Here is a 16,555-nt window from a genome sequence, read left to right on the forward strand (position 1 = left end):
AGAAATGAGGGGTTTTGATGTATAAACCTTTAGCTGACAAGGTTAGACCTAGGAAAATTGATGAAGTCTTTGGACAAAAGCACATACTTGGAGAAGGTAAGATTTTAAGTAGAATAATTAAAAGTAATAGAATTTCTAATATGATATTTTATGGACCACCTGGAGTAGGGAAAACTACTGTAGCAAATATTATAGCTGAAACTTCCAATAAAAGATTTTATAAATTAAATGCTACTAATGCATCATTAAAGGATATTCAAGAAATTGTAGCAGACTTAGATACCTTAATGGGTACGTCTGGGGTAGTATTATATCTAGATGAGATTCAAAACTTCAATAAGAAGCAGCAACAGTCTTTATTAGAGTTTATAGAGGATGGAAGAATAACATTAATTGCATCTACTACAGAGAATCCATTTCATTATATATTCAAGGCGATATTAAGCAGAAGCACAATTTTTGAATTTAAGCCTCTAGAGAAAGATGATATAATTGAGGCATTAAAAAGAGCAAGAGTACTTGCCGAAGAAGATTACCATGGTGTTAAAATTGAAATTACAGATGAGGCTTATGAATTTTTAGGAGATTCTTCAAATGGAGATGTAAGAAAAGCTATTAATGGCTTAGAAGTAGCACTTTATTCAACTAATCCAGATAGAGAAGGAAGAATACTAATTGATAGGGAAGTAGCAGCAGATTCTGTTCAAAAGAAGATATTAAATTATGATATTAATGGGGATTCCCATTATGATATATTAAGTGCATTTCAAAAATCTATTCGCGGAAGTGATCCGGATGCAGCAATTCATTATTTAGCTAGATTAGTTAAGGCGGGAGATTTAATCTCTATATGTAGAAGATTAATGGTTATTGCGGCGGAAGATATTGGGTTAGCATATCCACAAGGTATTTCTATAGTTAAGGCTTGTGTAGATAGTGCTCAAATGCTTGGATTTCCGGAAGCAAGGATTCCATTAGCAGAAGCAACTATTTTACTTGCAACTGCTCCAAAATCTAATTCCGCAGTTATGGCCATAGGAAGAGCGTTAGAGGATTTAGATAATGTAGAAGTAGGAGATGTACCTATTCATTTAAAAGATGCTCATTATGCAGGTGCTGCATCCTTAGGAAGAGGAATAGAATATAAGTATCCTCATAGTTACCCTAATCATTATATAGAGCAGCAATACTTACCTGACAGTTTAAAAGATGCAAAGTATTATGAAGCTGGTGAAAACAAATTTGAAGGAAGCATTAAAAGATATTGGGATGGAATAAAGAAAGAATAATTAGTTTAAGTCACTAAGGTTAATTAAAATACTTTAGTGGCTTATTATAATATAAGATATATTATTATTATTATTTTAAATCTTCACAATATCTTTAAAAGTTATTGGTATAATAAGTATTATTCCTAAAAATTTTGAGGTGGAAATTATATGAATAACATATTAATTATAGAGGATGAAGAAAAAGTATCAGAAGTGTTAAAAGCATATCTGGAGAAGGATGGTTATAGGGTTTATTGCGTGGCAAGTGGGCTTAAGGGACTGGAGTTATTTAAAACTATAGATTTTAAACTTATAATCTTAGATTTAATGCTTCCTGATATAAGTGGAGAAGAAATCTGTAAGAAAATAAGGGAAGAATCTCAAGTATATATATTTATGCTTACAGCCAAGGGAGAATTAAATCAAAAAATTGAGGGGCTAAATATAGGGGCAGATGAATATTTAGTTAAGCCTTTTAGTCCTAGAGAACTTACAGCAAGAGTAAATGCACTTTTTAGAAGACTTATATTAACAGTTGAAGAAGACACAAACCTATGTTTTGATGATGGCAATTTAAGCATTGATTATGAAAAAAGGTCTGTAAAGCTAAAAGGAGAAGAGGTATCTTTCACTCCTAATGAATTTGATATATTGTATTCATTAGCAATAAATAAAGGAAAAGTTTTAACAAGAGAGCAATTAATTGATAAAATAGGTGGAGAAGATTTTGATGGTTATGATAGAACCATTGACGTTCACATAAAAAATATACGTAAGAAAATAGAAGAAGATACTAAAAAACCTAGGTATATCATCACAGTGATGAAGGTAGGTTATAAATTTGGTGGTGAAAATTAGTGCAGAGTATAAGAAAAAGATTAAGTATTTTATTTGTTATATGTTCAATAATAGCAATTTTACTTATTATAACCTTTGTAAATATTACCATAAACAAAAAATTTAATGACTATATGTTAGATACTCAAAATAAACGGTACGAGAGAATTGTATCTTATTTTGAAGAGATATATAAAAGAGATGGTAAGTGGGATGAAAGCTCTGGAATTGAATTAATGCATGAAGCCTATATGGGCAATTATTGCTTAACCTTGCTTGATAGTAATGAAAAGACCATATGGGGTATGAATGCAAATGATATAAAAAATAATATACATTTAAGTTCAATGCCAACGCAAAATAGCGGAGTATATACAACAAATAGATTTGCGATTAAAGTTCAGAATAAAGTTGTTGGTTATGTAGATATCGGACAATATTCATCAATATTATTATCAGAAGAAGATCTGAACTTTAAGGACTCTATAAATAGAAGTATGATTTCTAGTGGAATTCTAACGTTAATAATTATTATAGTAATTAGTCTTTATTTTTCAAAACAATTTTCTAACCCAATAAAGCAAGTTGCAAATATGTCAGTTAGATTATCAAAGGGAAAATTTGATAAAATTTCAGAAGTAAAGAGTAATATTGAGGAGTTAGAGAATCTTAGAGAAAGTGTTAATATTCTAGCTGAAAAGTTAAAGAACCAAGATATGCTTAGAAGAAGATTGGTATCTGATATATCACATGAAATAAGAACGCCTCTTAATGTATTGCAAAATAACTTAGAAGCGATGATTGATGGAGTATTTCCTGTATCTACTGAAAGGCTTAATTATTTAAATGATGAGGTAGTGAGATTCGGAAGACTATTAAATAATTTAAATATTCTAAAGGAATTTGAGTCAGAAAGTATTAAGTGTAATTTTGAAAAGATAGATTTAGATGACATAGTAAAAAGTGTTTATGAAGATTTTTATATGGCTGCAACAAATAAAAATATTACATTTAATTATTACATAAAGAAAGGTCAAAACTATCAATTAACTGGAGATAAGGACAAACTTAAGCAGGTATTTATAAATATAATATCGAATGCAATTAAGTTTACTAAGGAAGATGGACATATAGCTATAGATATGTATGAAGATAGCAAAAATATTGTAGTAGAAATTCAGGATGATGGCGTTGGAATTAAGAATGAAGATTTACCGTTTATATTTGAAAGATTATATAGAGGTGATAAAAGTAGGCACGAAATTGAGGGCAGTGGATTAGGACTTACTATTGTAAAAAACATACTTGATCTTCATATGGCTACTATTGAAGTTCAAAGTGAAGAGGGTAAAGGAACTAAATTTATCATATCATTTAACAAAGAGTTATAAAAAAGTGTTGTAAAGAGCTAATAAAATATGCTTTTTACAACACTTTCTTTTATAGAACTTTTGATTCGTTAAGTGCTAGAGAATCTTTTGTTTCACTACTTGAACTGGTTTGTTGATTTTGTAATGCAGTTTGAAGTAAACTTTCCATCAATTGCATTGAACTATCATTAGAACCAGACATTCCAGAATCATCACTACTATCCCCATAGCTGTCATCACTAGAATTAGAATTCTGCATTGATAACATCATTAACATAAGTTTCTGAGGATCAATAGCTAAATTATTAATTCCACTAGTAGAACTTTTTGCTTGAGTTGGACTAGTGTTTTCTAGTGAAGTACCAGTAGTATTACTTTGCTTTGCTTGATTGTTATATGTATTATCTAATAGCATTTCTTCAAGTAAATTTTGAAATGATGAACTGGAATCACTAACACTTGAATCAGAATCACCTAAATTCATAAGTCCTTGTAACTGGTTTAATTGTGACACTTGATTTACTTGCATTGGTTACCTCCTTTGTTAATTATTTGCGTAATAAAAACTACAAAAGCATATTATTTAGCAATATAATTTTAAGTGAAAAATGTGACAGTATTGTGTCACTAAAATTTTTGATTTTATGATATAGTTTATATGTTGACTTATATGATGAAAGGACTTGAGTAAGCTTGGAGAATAAAAGAAATTATACAGATTGGAAGATTGTAGGATGTATAGCAGCTGTATGTTGTATATTATGGGGAAGTGCCTATCCAGGAGTAAAAAGTGGATATATACTTTTTAATATTGCTACAAATGATATTGCATCAAAATATGTTTTTGCAGGATATAGATTTACGATTTCGGGGATGGTTTTACTTATATTCTCAGGAATGGTTGGGAAAAAAGTGTTCAAGCTATCAAAAGAGAGTATTAAGAGCTTGATTATACTTTCAATACTTCAGACTATGTTACAGTACATATTTTTCTATGTGGGGGTTGCAAATACTACTGGAGTTAAAAGTGCAATACTTAATGCAACTGGTACATTTTTTAGTGTCATATTGGCTCATTATATTTATAAGGATGATAAATTAAGTAGGGGAAAGATAATAGGTTGCCTTGTGGGCTTTATAGGAGTGATGATTGTTAACTTTAGTTCGAGTTTACTAGATTTTTCTTTTAGTTTTATGGGAGAAGGATTTATTGTTATATCAGCATTTGTATCTTCAGTAGCAGCGATTTATGCTAAAAAACTTACTAAAGAGCTAGACGTAATAATAGTAACTGGATATAGTCTTTTTATTGGAGGGCTTATGCTAATATCTTTAGGGGCAGCTTTTGGAGGAAGAGTTTATCACTTTACATTTGAATCTACATCACTATTACTTTATCTAGCTTTATTATCCTCAATAGCATTTTCTTTATGGAACTTATTATTAAAATATAACAAGGTAGGTAAGGTATCTATTTACAATTTTTTAACTCCAATTTTTGGAGCGCTATTTTCATCTATGTTTTTAGGCGAAAATATATTTGAAGTTAAGAATGTAATTGCGCTTATTTTAGTATGTTTAGGTATTTGGAGTGTTAATAGAGAATAAAAAAGCAGAAACAAATGTAGTTTCTGCTTTTTGAATATTAATCACAATTATTAACCATTCCTGCAATTTTAAATAATATTGTAAAATCATCACCAAATGTACATAAAGAATCCCTATTTTTATATAAATGAGAAAATAATATATATCTTAATGTAATACAATCAAGATTTTTAAAAGATGGACGTTTTAATTGAGCTATTATTTCTTTTTCTCTTGAATCTGGGGCTATCAGAAAGAAATTATATTGATTTTTTTCTGTGCCAATTGATGATGCCAGGTCCGCCAATCTTAAAATTCCAGAATATATAGATGTACTTTTCTCAACTTCAAATGCACATTCAATCTCATTCGTATTTTTATTTATCCATATAACATCGATAAGTGAAATTGTTTTTATTACCTCTTTAGGAAGATCTAAAGGTGGAAGAGTTGGAGTTGTAATAAACTCAAGACTTTTACCATGAAGACATTTAGTCCGATCATTAATAGCTACAAAAACCTCATAGCCTAAGTTTCTCCCTATTTCGGTTAATAAAAATTGGACTTCAAGATGTTCTGATTCTTCCTTAAGCTCATTTTCAATTTCTTTATGACGTTTTATTAAGGATTTTTCTAGTTTTTCTTTTTCAAACTTAAGTGATAATTCCCAATCGTCACCTAAAGAAATTTTACCTACACCTACGTCAAATAATAGACCAGAGAGTGCACCTAAATCTTTTGAAAGTAGCGGATTGAGTTCTGAATTCGTATTTATAATAATTTCGCGCATTTGTAAATAATCGTTCCAGGAACCAAGTTTCATTTTATCAGAAAAAATTGCATTGAAGCCTTTAACCATTGCAGTATTAAAGGGTGGCATAAGTGTTGGATGTAGAAAGTAAAGAATATTTGCCACTGCTGGACCGAGCCCTTTAATTTTGTAGCTATCTAGTTTAATTATTTCTTTTATTAGTTTTTCAGAACTAGTGGCAGATAGGCAAGATTCAAGAAACTCACCAAATATTTTTTTATTTCTCTCATTTTCATATATATCAGGTATTCTAAGTTTAGGCTTCCAATAAAATGGGTGTGCAGCGCCTTGGAAGATTTGCTTTTGCTCTGTTATTGAATTCAATACAAATTCTAGAGGAGAACCCTTAAAGTCGTTTCCAAAAGTATTATTTTTAATAGACTCAATTACTGATATAACACCTCTTCTAATAGATCTAAATGCTTTCATTCTAGTTTCATTTTCGATAAACCAAGTGTTATAAACTGATTCTAAATCATTCTTATATGCCTTTACCAATGTAGATAAATTAATAGATTCCATAGCCTATCCCTTTCAGATTTTAAATTTAGTTAAACTGTTTTACATATTTTAATAATACTACCGTTACTTATATAAATAAACTAAAAAGAAAAGACTTGAATAAGCCTTTTCCTTTAAATAAATAAATTTATTGTGTATTAAGATATTTTTTAGAAATATTTATTTCTTATTTGATCAGTATCAGCTGCCTTTAAATCATCAGTAACTTCAATAATACCTAAGATAACATTATCTTTTACAATTGCAAAAGGTCCAATTTCCTTAGAATTAAACTCAATTTCATTTTTTCCCTTTTTGCCGGTAAAGGAGCTAACTTTATCTCCGTTTTGTGCATTTAAGATTTCATATTCACCATTAGCATTATTAAAGGCGCTTAAGTCAAAGGAGATTTTTGTTTTTGATGTATTACCAGTTACGATAACTAGTGGTTCAAGACTCTTTTCTTTACCTGTAAATGTTGCAGTTTGATAATTTCCAACTACAGTGGCTTTTTTTACTATATTTTCAGTTGGAACATTTGTAATTTCAGTACCATTAAAGTCAAATTGTTTTCTAGGACCAGATGAACCATCAGCTACTGGGCCAGCGCAACAGCTAGGACCTGTACTTGCAGGAGGAATAGAAGGATCTGATTTTGAAGTATCAACTGTATCTAATTTATCTACAACTTTTATAACTCCTCTTATCATTCCCATCCAACAGCTAAAGTTTATATCTTTATCTTTAGGTGTAAACTCTATAACATTTTCACCGCTTTTTAATTTCTTTTCAACATTTAGAGCTTGAGCAACAACTTGGTTATTACAGGAGTTAATCTGCTTTCCATCGATGACCCATTTAACTGGGATATCTTTTTGAACATAAAATGCATTTGGGGTATAACCATTGTTATCTGCAGTCATCTTTATTACCTGAACTCCATCCTGTAAGGTAGCTTTAGCAACATTGGAATTAGTACCACCTGAACTAGCTAGTAGAGTATTGGAATCTTTGTTAAGTGCAGTTAGTGGATTAAGATTAATACCTGCTAAAGTGAAACCTCTGTTTCCCATAATAAGACCAAGTACTATAATTAAAACTCCACTAAGTTTAAGTATTTTTTTAGTATATCCCTTACTTAAAAGTCCTGATAATGCTCCAAAAGTCAACATAAGAGGTACAGTTCCTAGAGAAAAAACAAACATTGATAAGGCACCTTTAAAGGCACTTCCGGTACCTAGTGCAAATAGCTGCATGGTTTGAAGCGGACCACAAGGCATAAGCCCGTTTAAAAGTCCAACTATAAATGGGGAACCAGATTTATTTTTAACTTTGCAGGCTACACTAGGTAATTTAATATTAAATCTTCTAAAAATACTGAAGCCTGCCATATTAAAGCCCATCATTATCATAAAGACACCAGCAATTATTTGCATTATTGCTTTAGTAGTAATGGAAAGAGAAAAAACTGAGCCAAGGGCTCCTATTATTCCTCCTAAGATAGTATAGGAAACAACTCTTCCTCCATTATATAAAAGTGCAGGAATAGTGGCTTGAAGCTTGCTTTTATTTTCCTTAATTAAGCTTTGTGACAGCATTATACCTCCACACATACCAACGCAGTGAATTGAAGTAAGAATACCAACCACGAAAAGTACAGCATAAGAAGCATTAGCGAGCTTAGCTTCCATATCAAAACCACTTGTTCTGAAGCCAAGTAATATTATGGCAGCAGCTATAATAAGTATTCCAATAAATTTATAGTCATTTGAACTTTCTGTACTATAGCCTGCTTTTTTAATAGCAGCTTTTATTTTACTTAGATTGCACAGTTCATCATCATAGTTAATTTCCGCAAACTGTTTACTATAATTTGCTTTGGCATACGAAACACCATCTAACTTCATAAGAGCTTTCTCAACTCTATTTTCACAAGATGAGCAGGTCATTTCATATACTTTAATTTTCTCACGTCTAATACTCATAAAATCCTCCTAATTACTAAGCAATATAGAATTAGTTCTATAAAACTTACATAATAATGTAATAAGTATATAAAAAAGTTGTGTAGTAAATATGAAGATATCTATAATCTTTAAAATTTCCACGTTGTGAGGGATAAAACTTTACTATTTTTTCATTGAAGCTACATAATTTTTCATTTCTTCAAGGTTCATTTCTCCAACCTTTTTTTGAACTATAGCCCCTTCTTTATTTATAAAAAAGGAGGTTGGAATGGAGGAAATGTCATATTTAACAGCTACATCTTGATTAGAATCTAGTAATACTTGAAATTTATAATTATTTTTATCCATAAAAGATTTTATGGTTTCTTTATCTTCACCTAAATTTACTGCTAAAATAACTAAATCTGAATTCTTATTTTCTTCATATAGTTTTTCAATATCTGGCATTTCAGCTTTACAAGGAGGGCACCAAGTTGCCCAAAAGTTAATAAGTACATTTCTTCCTTTAAAATCACTTAAGGATACTTCTTTGCCATTCATATCTTTTAATTTGAAATCCAAGGCTTTATCTTTAGAAAGTACTTTAGAAGTATTACTATTTTCTACAGTAGATGTGTTATTCGGAGACTCTTTATTAGTGTTTTTATTTTTATTGTAATTCGTAACAGTATATACGCTTATGCTAAACATTAAGATAATAGCTAAATAGAAAAAAACTTTTTTCATTGCATAACTCCTTTAAACAACTTAATCTGAAAGTTTATATTTTAAATTATTGCCTAGTTATAGTATTTAGAAATTTATAAAGTTTGAATATTTATTAAGTATATTAAACTTGTTTGTAAACATCAAATACCCAATGACTATTAGAAGCAAACCACTTATAAAAGTAATTATTGGCATTAGTTTAAATAGTTTATTCTTATATTTTATAAATTTGTCTAATGCCATAGATGTAAGTAAAAAAGGTAGGGCTAGTCCAATTGAATAAGATATTAAAAGTAAAATACCTTTTGAGAGAGTACTTTCACTTCCCGAATAAATTAAGATTGATGATAAAATTGGGCCAATACAAGGTGTCCATCCAAAAGCAAATGACATTCCCATAATAACAGAACCAAATTTTTTACTTATGTTGTTTATATTTAAATAGCGTTTTTCAAAATAGAGAAATTTAATTTTTATTATTCCTATGGTGTGAAACCCAAAAATTATTATTATTACTCCCCCTATTTTTCTAAAGATACTACTATTTCTAATTAAAATATTACCTATTGAAGTAGCAGAAGCTCCCATTATTATAAATATAAGTGAAAAGCCTAAAACGAATCCTAGGGCATTATAAAAAGAAGATACTTTAGAGCTTATATAATTGGGCTCTTTAATAGTGGAGCTTGTTAAGTAGCTAATATATGCTGGAACAAGTGGAAGTACACAAGGAGATAAAAAAGATAAAAGTCCTGCTGAAAATGCTAAAATAAATGTAATGTTATTCAAGTTTTAAATACCTCCATAAATATCAGAATAGCTTTATCCTTAAGTATACAATAGGAATGTGTAGAAAATATATAGGAAAAGCAACTTATATATTATTTTTACAGATATTTGAAGTCGAATGGGCATATATTTTATAATAGTTAAGTAGAAGATAATAAAACATTTCACACTATGAAATTATAAAATCAAATCTCTTTAAAGGAGTTTTTTGTTATGAAATTAATATTTAGTATATTAATGATTATTGGTTATATTTTCGGCGGGTGCATAATTGTGTTGCCACTTGTTATATGGCATGCTCATACACATTCATATATTTGTAAAAACTGTGGGTATAGATTTTCTATTTCTACATTTAAAGATTTAATAAGCCCTCACAGATTGTTAAAATGTCCAAAATGTAATAAATGGGCGTGGCAAAAGGAAATAAAAAATTCAAAGTACCATTGATATCTTAAAATGATGAATTATATAGATAGAAAATAAGCTTGGGTGGAAGTCCCAAGCTTATTTTTTTAAAACGTAAATATTCATAAGGGTAAAACTAAAATAATTAATCATTAAAGGGGAATGATTAATTGTCTTACAGATTTATAATACTCAAAAGATATAAAGAATATGTGAAGAAAGTGCATGTTCACAATTATTTAAAATTTACATACTAGGAAAAATCAGCGTAAATGAAGTTCCATTTCCTTCTGTGCTTTCTACTGATACTTTCCCCCCATGAGCTTCAACTAATGCCTTTGTGATTGTAAGTCCAATTCCAGAACCACCAGTATTTTTAGCTCTTGAAACATCGCTTCTATAAAAACGTTCAAATATATGGGGCAGATCTTTTTCGGATATTCCTATACCATTATCAATTACTTGAATAATAATATTATCTTTATCTTTTTCAAGAACAACCTTAACTAGACCGTCTTTTTTAAGGTACCTATAGGAATTGGAAAGCAAGTTAGTCATGATTTGTGTAAACTTATCACTATCTATATAGGCAAAAACATCTGGTGATAGGGTACTAACTAATGTGTAGTCTTCTTTATTATACATAGGAGTAAATGAATCAATTATTTTTTCAAGTTCTCTTGATAGATTAACTCTGCGTAGATTTAATTTAAGATTTTCTTGCTCATATTTTGATAAGTTACGAAGGTTATCAACTAGTTTTGTCAGTCTTTCTATTTCATCATAGAAGGCATTGAATCTTTCAGGGGTTGGTTCCCAAACACCATCAATAAATGCTTCAATATGAGTCTTTAGAGTGGTAAGGGGAGTTCTAAGTTCGTGCGAAATATCAGATGTTAGCCTTTTTCTTAGCATCTCTTGATGACTTAAGGTTTCTGCTAAATAATTTATTGAATTGGAAAGGTCATTAATTTCTTTAGTATTAGTGTTTGTTTGAGAACGTATATCCAAATTACCTTTTCTCATGTTATTAGCTATGTCAGTTATATTTTTTATAGGCTTAGAAATTCCCCTTGAAATTATCACGCTTATTATAAGGGCAAAGATTAATGCAATAAAACCAGATAATAAAAATGAATGATTTAAAGCACTTATAAAGGCAACTGAACCAGAGGTAATATATGAAGTTCCGAAGTACCCTATTGTTATACTTCCAACATTTTTATTATTTACATTTAAGGGATACTTATTTTCTGTATAATCATTTAAATTCATTCCGGAAAAATTATTCATCATAGATCCCATCATATTCTTCATTCTGCCATTTCCTTTTAAGTAGTTACTGCCTGAAGAGTATAAAATATTATCATTCAAGTCTCTTACTTCAATAAACATCGTTTGAAGTTCAGCATAACGTTGAATTTCCCCTTTGTTCTTGATAGTGTTTTGATCTGTATATAAGCCTTCAATCATTTTTATCGCATCATTTTCTTTAGTTTTATGCTCGTCAATTAGATACTCCTGAAATTGTCTACTAACAAAATAATTAGATATGAAGCTAGTTAATATAATTGAACCTAAAATTGCTATTACTATAGCAATAGAAAGCTTTTTCATTAAGGATATATTCATTATTTCACCTCACTTGAATTTGGGGAGAATTTATATCCCATTCCGTAAACAGTTATTATGTATCTTGGATCTTTTTGATTTAATTCTATTTTTTGACGAATATTTTTAATATAAGTATCTATTGTTCTATCATAACCTTCATAATCTACACCAAAAGCTTTTTCAACTAATTGCTCTCTTGAAAATATTTGATTAGGATTGGACAGTAAAGTTAGTAAAATCTTAAATTCATTAGTAGTTAATGTTACTGGCTGCCCTTGCTTTCTAACTAACATTTTTTTTATATCAATTTCTAAATCCCCGTTGTCAAAGGTTAAAATATCAGCCATAGGTAGGTCATCTCTATAGGATCTTCTAAGTAGAGCTCTTACTCTAACAACTAACTCACGTACACTAAAGGGTTTAGTAATATAGTCGTCTGCACCAATAGATATTCCTTCGATTCTCTCGTCCTCATCTACCTTTGCAGTAAGCATGATTATAGGGACATTAGAAGTTGCTCTTATTTTATTACATACTTCTTCACCGGTGATTTTTGGAAGCATCAAATCTAAAATAATAAGATGAAAGGTTTCTTTATTAAATAAATTAAGTGCTTCCTCACCATCCATTGCAGTAATCACTTCAAAATTTTCTCTTTGTAAATAAGCTTTTACAACGTCTAAAATATTTTGTTCATCATCTACAACTAATATCTTAAAATTATCAATCAAAAGTATCACCTCAGATTCTTAATTATAATTTATTATAAAATTTAAATGTGAAGGAAATGTGGAGAAAAAAGAAATTATAAATTCTTCATAAGTTCTTTATATAAAATAGTTAAAATGTAATTACTTAATGTAGAGAATAAAATTGGAGGGATAAAAATATGAAACATAATCATAACCATAGTCCATTAAAACACATGCTTCACATGGTTCTATGTTGTGGACTACCTATAATCATTATAGGACTATTACCAATTATATCAAGGATTAGTCCTAGTGCATCATTAGTAATTTCAAAGATAGTTCCGTTTATATGTCCAATAATGATGATTTCCATGATGTTTATGATGATGGGTGGCAACAAAAAGAAAGATTGCTGTTCTAGCAAGGATAATGGAAATAACAATGAAATAGTAGAGTTAAAAGAAAAAATTGAAATAGAATAGTATAAAGTATATCCCCTTATGATTTATTGTAGTCATAAGGGGATTATGTATATAATCTATTATTTTCTTTTTTTAGCTTTTGGCTTTATTACTTGTTTATTAGCATTTGCTTTCTTTTTAGCTTGTAATTTTAGTGTTACTATTTGACTTGCTAACATTACTACAAAAAATAATATACCAGTTAAAGCTACCTCTAAGTTAGTGTAAGTAGCCTTTAAGGTGAACTTCATAAAACCTATGAAAATTAGAGTTCCTATTAAGCAGGTTATTAAGGACTTTTTGTATGAAATATCATTTTTCATTATTGTGTCTCCTTTGATAAATATATAAAATTATAATTACAATTTATTATATAAGGAAAAAGTATATATTCCAAGAAAATATTATAAAAAGGTGAATTTATGAAAGTAAAAGAAGTTAAAGCTAAAAGTTTATTAACTAAAGTAGGAAGTCCTGAAAATTGGTTCGGGAATGTTTATAATATGAATATTTATAGAGGGTGTCAACATGGATGTATCTATTGTGATTCTAGGAGTCAATGTTATCATGTTGAAAATTTTGATGATGAGATTATTGTAAAATCTAATGTTTTAGAATTATTGAAGAAAGAGCTTTCATCAAAAAGAGTAGTTGGAACTATAGGAACTGGGGCAATGAGTGATCCTTATATTCCACTTGAAAAGAAATATAACTTAACAGGAGAGGCTTTAAAGATAATTGAATATTATAAGTTTCCAGTGACAATTATTACGAAAAGCTCTTTGATATTAAAGGATATTGAAACCTTAAAAGGAATAAATAAAAGTACTCAAGCAACTGTAGGAATCACAATTACAACAATTGATGAAAAGCTTGCAAGAATTATTGAACCTAAGGCGCCATCACCATTAGAAAGATTAGAAGCATTAAAGAAATTATCCATGGAAGGAATTTATACAGGAGTATTAATGATGCCTATTTTACCCTATATTAATGATTCTGAGGACAATATAAGAACGATAATTGAGGCTTCAAATAGAGCAGGTGCAAAGTTTATTATACCAATGTTTGGGGTAACCTTAAGAGATGCTCAAAGAGTATATTTCTATAATAAATTAGAGGGTAATTTTAAAGATTTAAAAGAGAGATATGCTAAAGAGTATGGAGAGAATTATGTGTGTATGAGTAAAAATACAAAGAAATTATGGAATTTAACTAAAAGATTATGTGGTGAATATGATATGGTTTCACATATGAGGGATTTGAAAATATATAAGGCAGATGAATATGTTCAAACTTCATTATTTTAGATTCTCAAAACTATGATGCAGAAGATTGGTAACTAAGGTCTTAGGTGGAATTTATCAGAAAATTCTGATATAATATTTATATACAAATATAAATATTTTTGCATAAGGGAGGAATCATTATGAAGTTAGATTTTTACGGCGCAGCAGGTTGTGTTACAGGTTCATCTCATTTACTTAAGGTTAAAGATAAAAGAATTTTACTTGATTGTGGAATGTATCAAGGTAAGGATGAGAAGGAAAGGGATAATAATACTTTTAACTTCATTCCAAAAGATATAGATTACTTAATACTATCTCATGCTCATATAGACCACAGTGGAAGGATACCACTATTATATAAGCAAGGGTTTAAAGGAAGAATAATAGCAACGGAAGCTACAAGAGATTTATGTGAAGTCATGCTTGAAGACAGTGGACATATTCAGGAAATGGAGACTGAATGGGTAAATAGAAAAAGAATGAGAAAAGGACAAGGATCCTTAGAACCTTTATATACAGCTAAAATGGCCAAGCTTTCTATGTATTTGTTTGAAGGATATCCTTATGACAAATGGATTGAGTTGTTTGATGGATTTAAATTCAGATTTAGAGATGCTGGACATTTATTAGGTTCTGCAATTATAGAAATGTTAATAGATGAAGATGGGAAAGAAACTAAATTAGTATATTCCGGAGATTTAGGAAATAAAGATATGCCAATTCTTAAAGATCCAACTATTATTGAAAATGCTGATTATGTGATTATGGAAAGTACATATGGAAATAAGCTTCATGGAGTATTTAAGAATGACTTGAAGCAATTAGTAAATATTATTGATGAAACCTTCAAAAGGGGTGGAAATGTAATAATACCTTCCTTTGCTGTAGGAAGAACCCAAGAAGTATTATATGCATTAAACAGTTATGTAGAAAATAAAGAACTTAAAAATGTAAAAGTATATGTAGATAGCCCACTAGCAATTGAAGCTACAGAAATATTTGACTACCATTCAAAAGATTTTGATGATGATACACAAGCTCTACTAGAAAAAGGGGATGATCCTTTTGAATTTGAAGGATTGATTTTTTCAAAGTCAACAGAAGAATCCTTAGAAGTTAATAAAATTAAAAAAGGTGCTGTAATAATATCTGCTAGTGGTATGTGTGAAGCAGGTAGAATTAAACATCATTTGAAACATAATCTTTGGAGAAATGAATCTTCAGTAGTTTTTGTGGGATATCAAGCAGAAGGAACATTAGGGAGAGCTATAGTTGATGGTGCAGAAAAGGTTAAAATTTTTGGAGAAGAAATAGCTGTAAATGCTAAAATTTATAACTTAGAAGGGCTTTCAGGACATGCTGATAGAAATGGCCTTATGAGCTGGTTAGAAAGCTTTAAGGAAAAACCAAAAGCAATACTATTAGTTCACGGAGAAAAAGAATCTCAAGAAAGCTTTAATAAATTATTAAGAGATAAAGGCTATAATTCATTTATTATGAGCCATGGAGAAAGTTTTAAGCCGGGGCAAGAGAAAGAAGAAAGCTTAGTTAAAAATAAAATAGTAAAGTTATTAGATTCAATGGAGAACTTAGATTCAATTGATGTAGACTTATTACTTGAAAAAATTAAAAAGGAATTGAATAGTTAGTTTAAAAGAGGCGAAAGACGTTTGTGAAAACATCTTTCGCCTCTAGTTTTGGTGGATTATTTTAACTCACTTATTTATTGTTGACAATAAAGGTCTGCTTTGCTATTATAAATAAAGTAAAGTTTATCGATTTAGTCGGCTTTAAGGAGTGATCAATTTGAAACTATCTACTAAAGGTAGATATGGAGTTAAGGCAATGGTGGATTTAGCAATTAATTATGGCTCTCAGCCAGTGTCAATTAAGGCTATATCTCAAAGACAAAATATTTCAGAATATTATTTAGAACAGTTATTTTCCCCGCTAAGAAAGGCTAAACTAATTAAAAGTATTAGAGGGGCTCAAGGTGGGTATGTATTAAATAGAGATCCTAAGGATATTAAAGTATCAGATATTATGGATGTCTTAGAAGGACCTGTAGAAATAGCTGAATGTATCGAAGGTGCGACCTGTGATAATTTAGATTGTTGTGCCACTAGATTGTTATGGAAAAAAATAAAAGAATCACTAGATGAAGTAATGGAATCAGTAACACTACAAGACATAGTAAATGATTATAAAAGTATGAATATTAAAAATTCTCAAATAAAGATAAAAGAATAG

General features: G+C 29.5%; 17 protein-coding genes. 9 read left to right on the top strand and 8 right to left on the bottom strand.

What is annotated here, in order from left to right:
• Window positions 1-17: 17 nt before the first annotated feature.
• The 3 genes from PTZ02_RS03405 (at window position 18) to PTZ02_RS03415 (ending at window position 3,499) form a co-directional block, all read left to right on the top strand.
• Complete coding sequence (locus PTZ02_RS03405) at window positions 18-1,289, top strand: replication-associated recombination protein A (RefSeq protein WP_274226411.1); 1,272 nt, start codon at window positions 18-20, stop codon at window positions 1,287-1,289.
• Between the two features lie 150 nt (window positions 1,290-1,439).
• On the top strand, window positions 1,440-2,129 hold the full coding sequence (locus PTZ02_RS03410) for a response regulator transcription factor (RefSeq protein ID WP_274226412.1): 690 nt from the start codon (window positions 1,440-1,442) through the stop codon (window positions 2,127-2,129).
• Window positions 2,129-3,499 (top strand): sensor histidine kinase, encoded by a 1,371-nt coding sequence (locus PTZ02_RS03415; RefSeq protein WP_274226413.1) that lies wholly within the window; start codon window positions 2,129-2,131, stop codon window positions 3,497-3,499. The genes PTZ02_RS03410 and PTZ02_RS03415 overlap by 1 nt, the downstream gene beginning before the upstream one ends.
• A gap of 49 nt (window positions 3,500-3,548) precedes the next feature.
• Here the strand turns inward: PTZ02_RS03415 and PTZ02_RS03420 are convergent, their stop codons facing one another.
• A complete protein-coding gene (locus tag PTZ02_RS03420; protein WP_274226414.1) occupies window positions 3,549-4,007 on the bottom strand; it encodes a hypothetical protein in 459 nt (152 codons plus the stop codon).
• Window positions 4,008-4,171: 164 nt separating this feature from the next.
• Here PTZ02_RS03420 and PTZ02_RS03425 point away from each other — a divergent pair, with 164 nt between their 5' ends.
• Entirely contained in the window at window positions 4,172-5,086 is a 915-nt protein-coding gene (locus tag PTZ02_RS03425) for a DMT family transporter (protein WP_274226415.1), read from the top strand.
• Window positions 5,087-5,123: 37 nt separating this feature from the next.
• Here PTZ02_RS03425 and PTZ02_RS03430 read toward each other — a convergent pair whose 3' ends face one another.
• The 4 genes from PTZ02_RS03430 to PTZ02_RS03445 form a co-directional block, all read right to left on the bottom strand.
• The gene (locus PTZ02_RS03430; RefSeq protein ID WP_274226416.1) at window positions 5,124-6,398 is read right to left on the bottom strand and encodes a hypothetical protein; all 1,275 of its coding nucleotides are present in this window, start codon (window positions 6,396-6,398) and stop codon (window positions 5,124-5,126) included.
• 149 nt (window positions 6,399-6,547) lie between these two features.
• The gene (locus PTZ02_RS03435) at window positions 6,548-8,362 is read right to left on the bottom strand and encodes an urease accessory protein UreH domain-containing protein (RefSeq protein ID WP_274226417.1); all 1,815 of its coding nucleotides are present in this window, start codon (window positions 8,360-8,362) and stop codon (window positions 6,548-6,550) included.
• Window positions 8,363-8,506: 144 nt separating this feature from the next.
• A complete protein-coding gene (locus PTZ02_RS03440) occupies window positions 8,507-9,070 on the bottom strand; it encodes a TlpA family protein disulfide reductase (protein WP_274226418.1) in 564 nt (187 codons plus the stop codon).
• Between the two features lie 66 nt (window positions 9,071-9,136).
• Window positions 9,137-9,841: a cytochrome c biogenesis CcdA family protein gene (locus PTZ02_RS03445; protein WP_274226419.1), complete on the bottom strand. Its 705-nt coding sequence runs from the start codon at window positions 9,839-9,841 to the stop codon at window positions 9,137-9,139.
• Window positions 9,842-10,054: 213 nt separating this feature from the next.
• Here PTZ02_RS03445 and PTZ02_RS03450 point away from each other — a divergent pair, with 213 nt between their 5' ends.
• Window positions 10,055-10,291: a hypothetical protein gene (locus PTZ02_RS03450; RefSeq protein WP_274226420.1), complete on the top strand. Its 237-nt coding sequence runs from the start codon at window positions 10,055-10,057 to the stop codon at window positions 10,289-10,291.
• A 204-nt stretch (window positions 10,292-10,495) separates the two neighbouring features.
• Here PTZ02_RS03450 and PTZ02_RS03455 read toward each other — a convergent pair whose 3' ends face one another.
• Both PTZ02_RS03455 and PTZ02_RS03460 read right to left on the bottom strand, forming a co-directional pair.
• Entirely contained in the window at window positions 10,496-11,881 is a 1,386-nt protein-coding gene (locus PTZ02_RS03455; protein ID WP_274226421.1) for a sensor histidine kinase, read from the bottom strand.
• Window positions 11,881-12,594 carry a response regulator transcription factor gene (locus tag PTZ02_RS03460; protein WP_274226422.1) on the bottom strand — a complete coding sequence of 238 codons (714 nt, stop codon included), beginning with the start codon at window positions 12,592-12,594 and terminating at the stop codon, window positions 11,881-11,883. Before PTZ02_RS03460 ends, PTZ02_RS03455 begins: the two co-directional genes overlap by 1 nt.
• A 158-nt stretch (window positions 12,595-12,752) precedes the next feature.
• Here PTZ02_RS03460 and PTZ02_RS03465 point away from each other — a divergent pair, with 158 nt between their 5' ends.
• Window positions 12,753-13,037 carry a hypothetical protein gene (locus PTZ02_RS03465; protein WP_274226423.1) on the top strand — a complete coding sequence of 95 codons (285 nt, stop codon included), beginning with the start codon at window positions 12,753-12,755 and terminating at the stop codon, window positions 13,035-13,037.
• A 59-nt stretch (window positions 13,038-13,096) separates the two neighbouring features.
• On the opposite strand, the gene PTZ02_RS03470 is transcribed toward PTZ02_RS03465, so the two are convergent.
• The gene (locus PTZ02_RS03470; RefSeq protein ID WP_274226424.1) at window positions 13,097-13,339 is read right to left on the bottom strand and encodes a hypothetical protein; all 243 of its coding nucleotides are present in this window, start codon (window positions 13,337-13,339) and stop codon (window positions 13,097-13,099) included.
• Window positions 13,340-13,438: 99 nt separating this feature from the next.
• On the opposite strand from PTZ02_RS03470, the gene PTZ02_RS03475 reads away from it, so the two are divergent.
• The 3 genes from PTZ02_RS03475 (at window position 13,439) to PTZ02_RS03485 (ending at window position 16,555) form a co-directional block, all read left to right on the top strand.
• Window positions 13,439-14,326, top strand: a complete 888-nt coding sequence (locus PTZ02_RS03475; RefSeq protein ID WP_274226425.1) for an SPL family radical SAM protein — start codon at window positions 13,439-13,441, stop codon at window positions 14,324-14,326.
• A gap of 119 nt (window positions 14,327-14,445) precedes the next feature.
• On the top strand, window positions 14,446-15,954 hold the full coding sequence (locus PTZ02_RS03480; RefSeq protein WP_274226426.1) for an MBL fold metallo-hydrolase RNA specificity domain-containing protein: 1,509 nt from the start codon (window positions 14,446-14,448) through the stop codon (window positions 15,952-15,954).
• Window positions 15,955-16,111: 157 nt separating this feature from the next.
• Window positions 16,112-16,555, top strand: a complete 444-nt coding sequence (locus tag PTZ02_RS03485; protein WP_274226427.1) for an RrF2 family transcriptional regulator — start codon at window positions 16,112-16,114, stop codon at window positions 16,553-16,555.

Source organism: Clostridium sp. 'White wine YQ', assembly GCF_028728205.1.
GTDB lineage: Bacteria > Bacillota > Clostridia > Clostridiales > Clostridiaceae > Clostridium_T.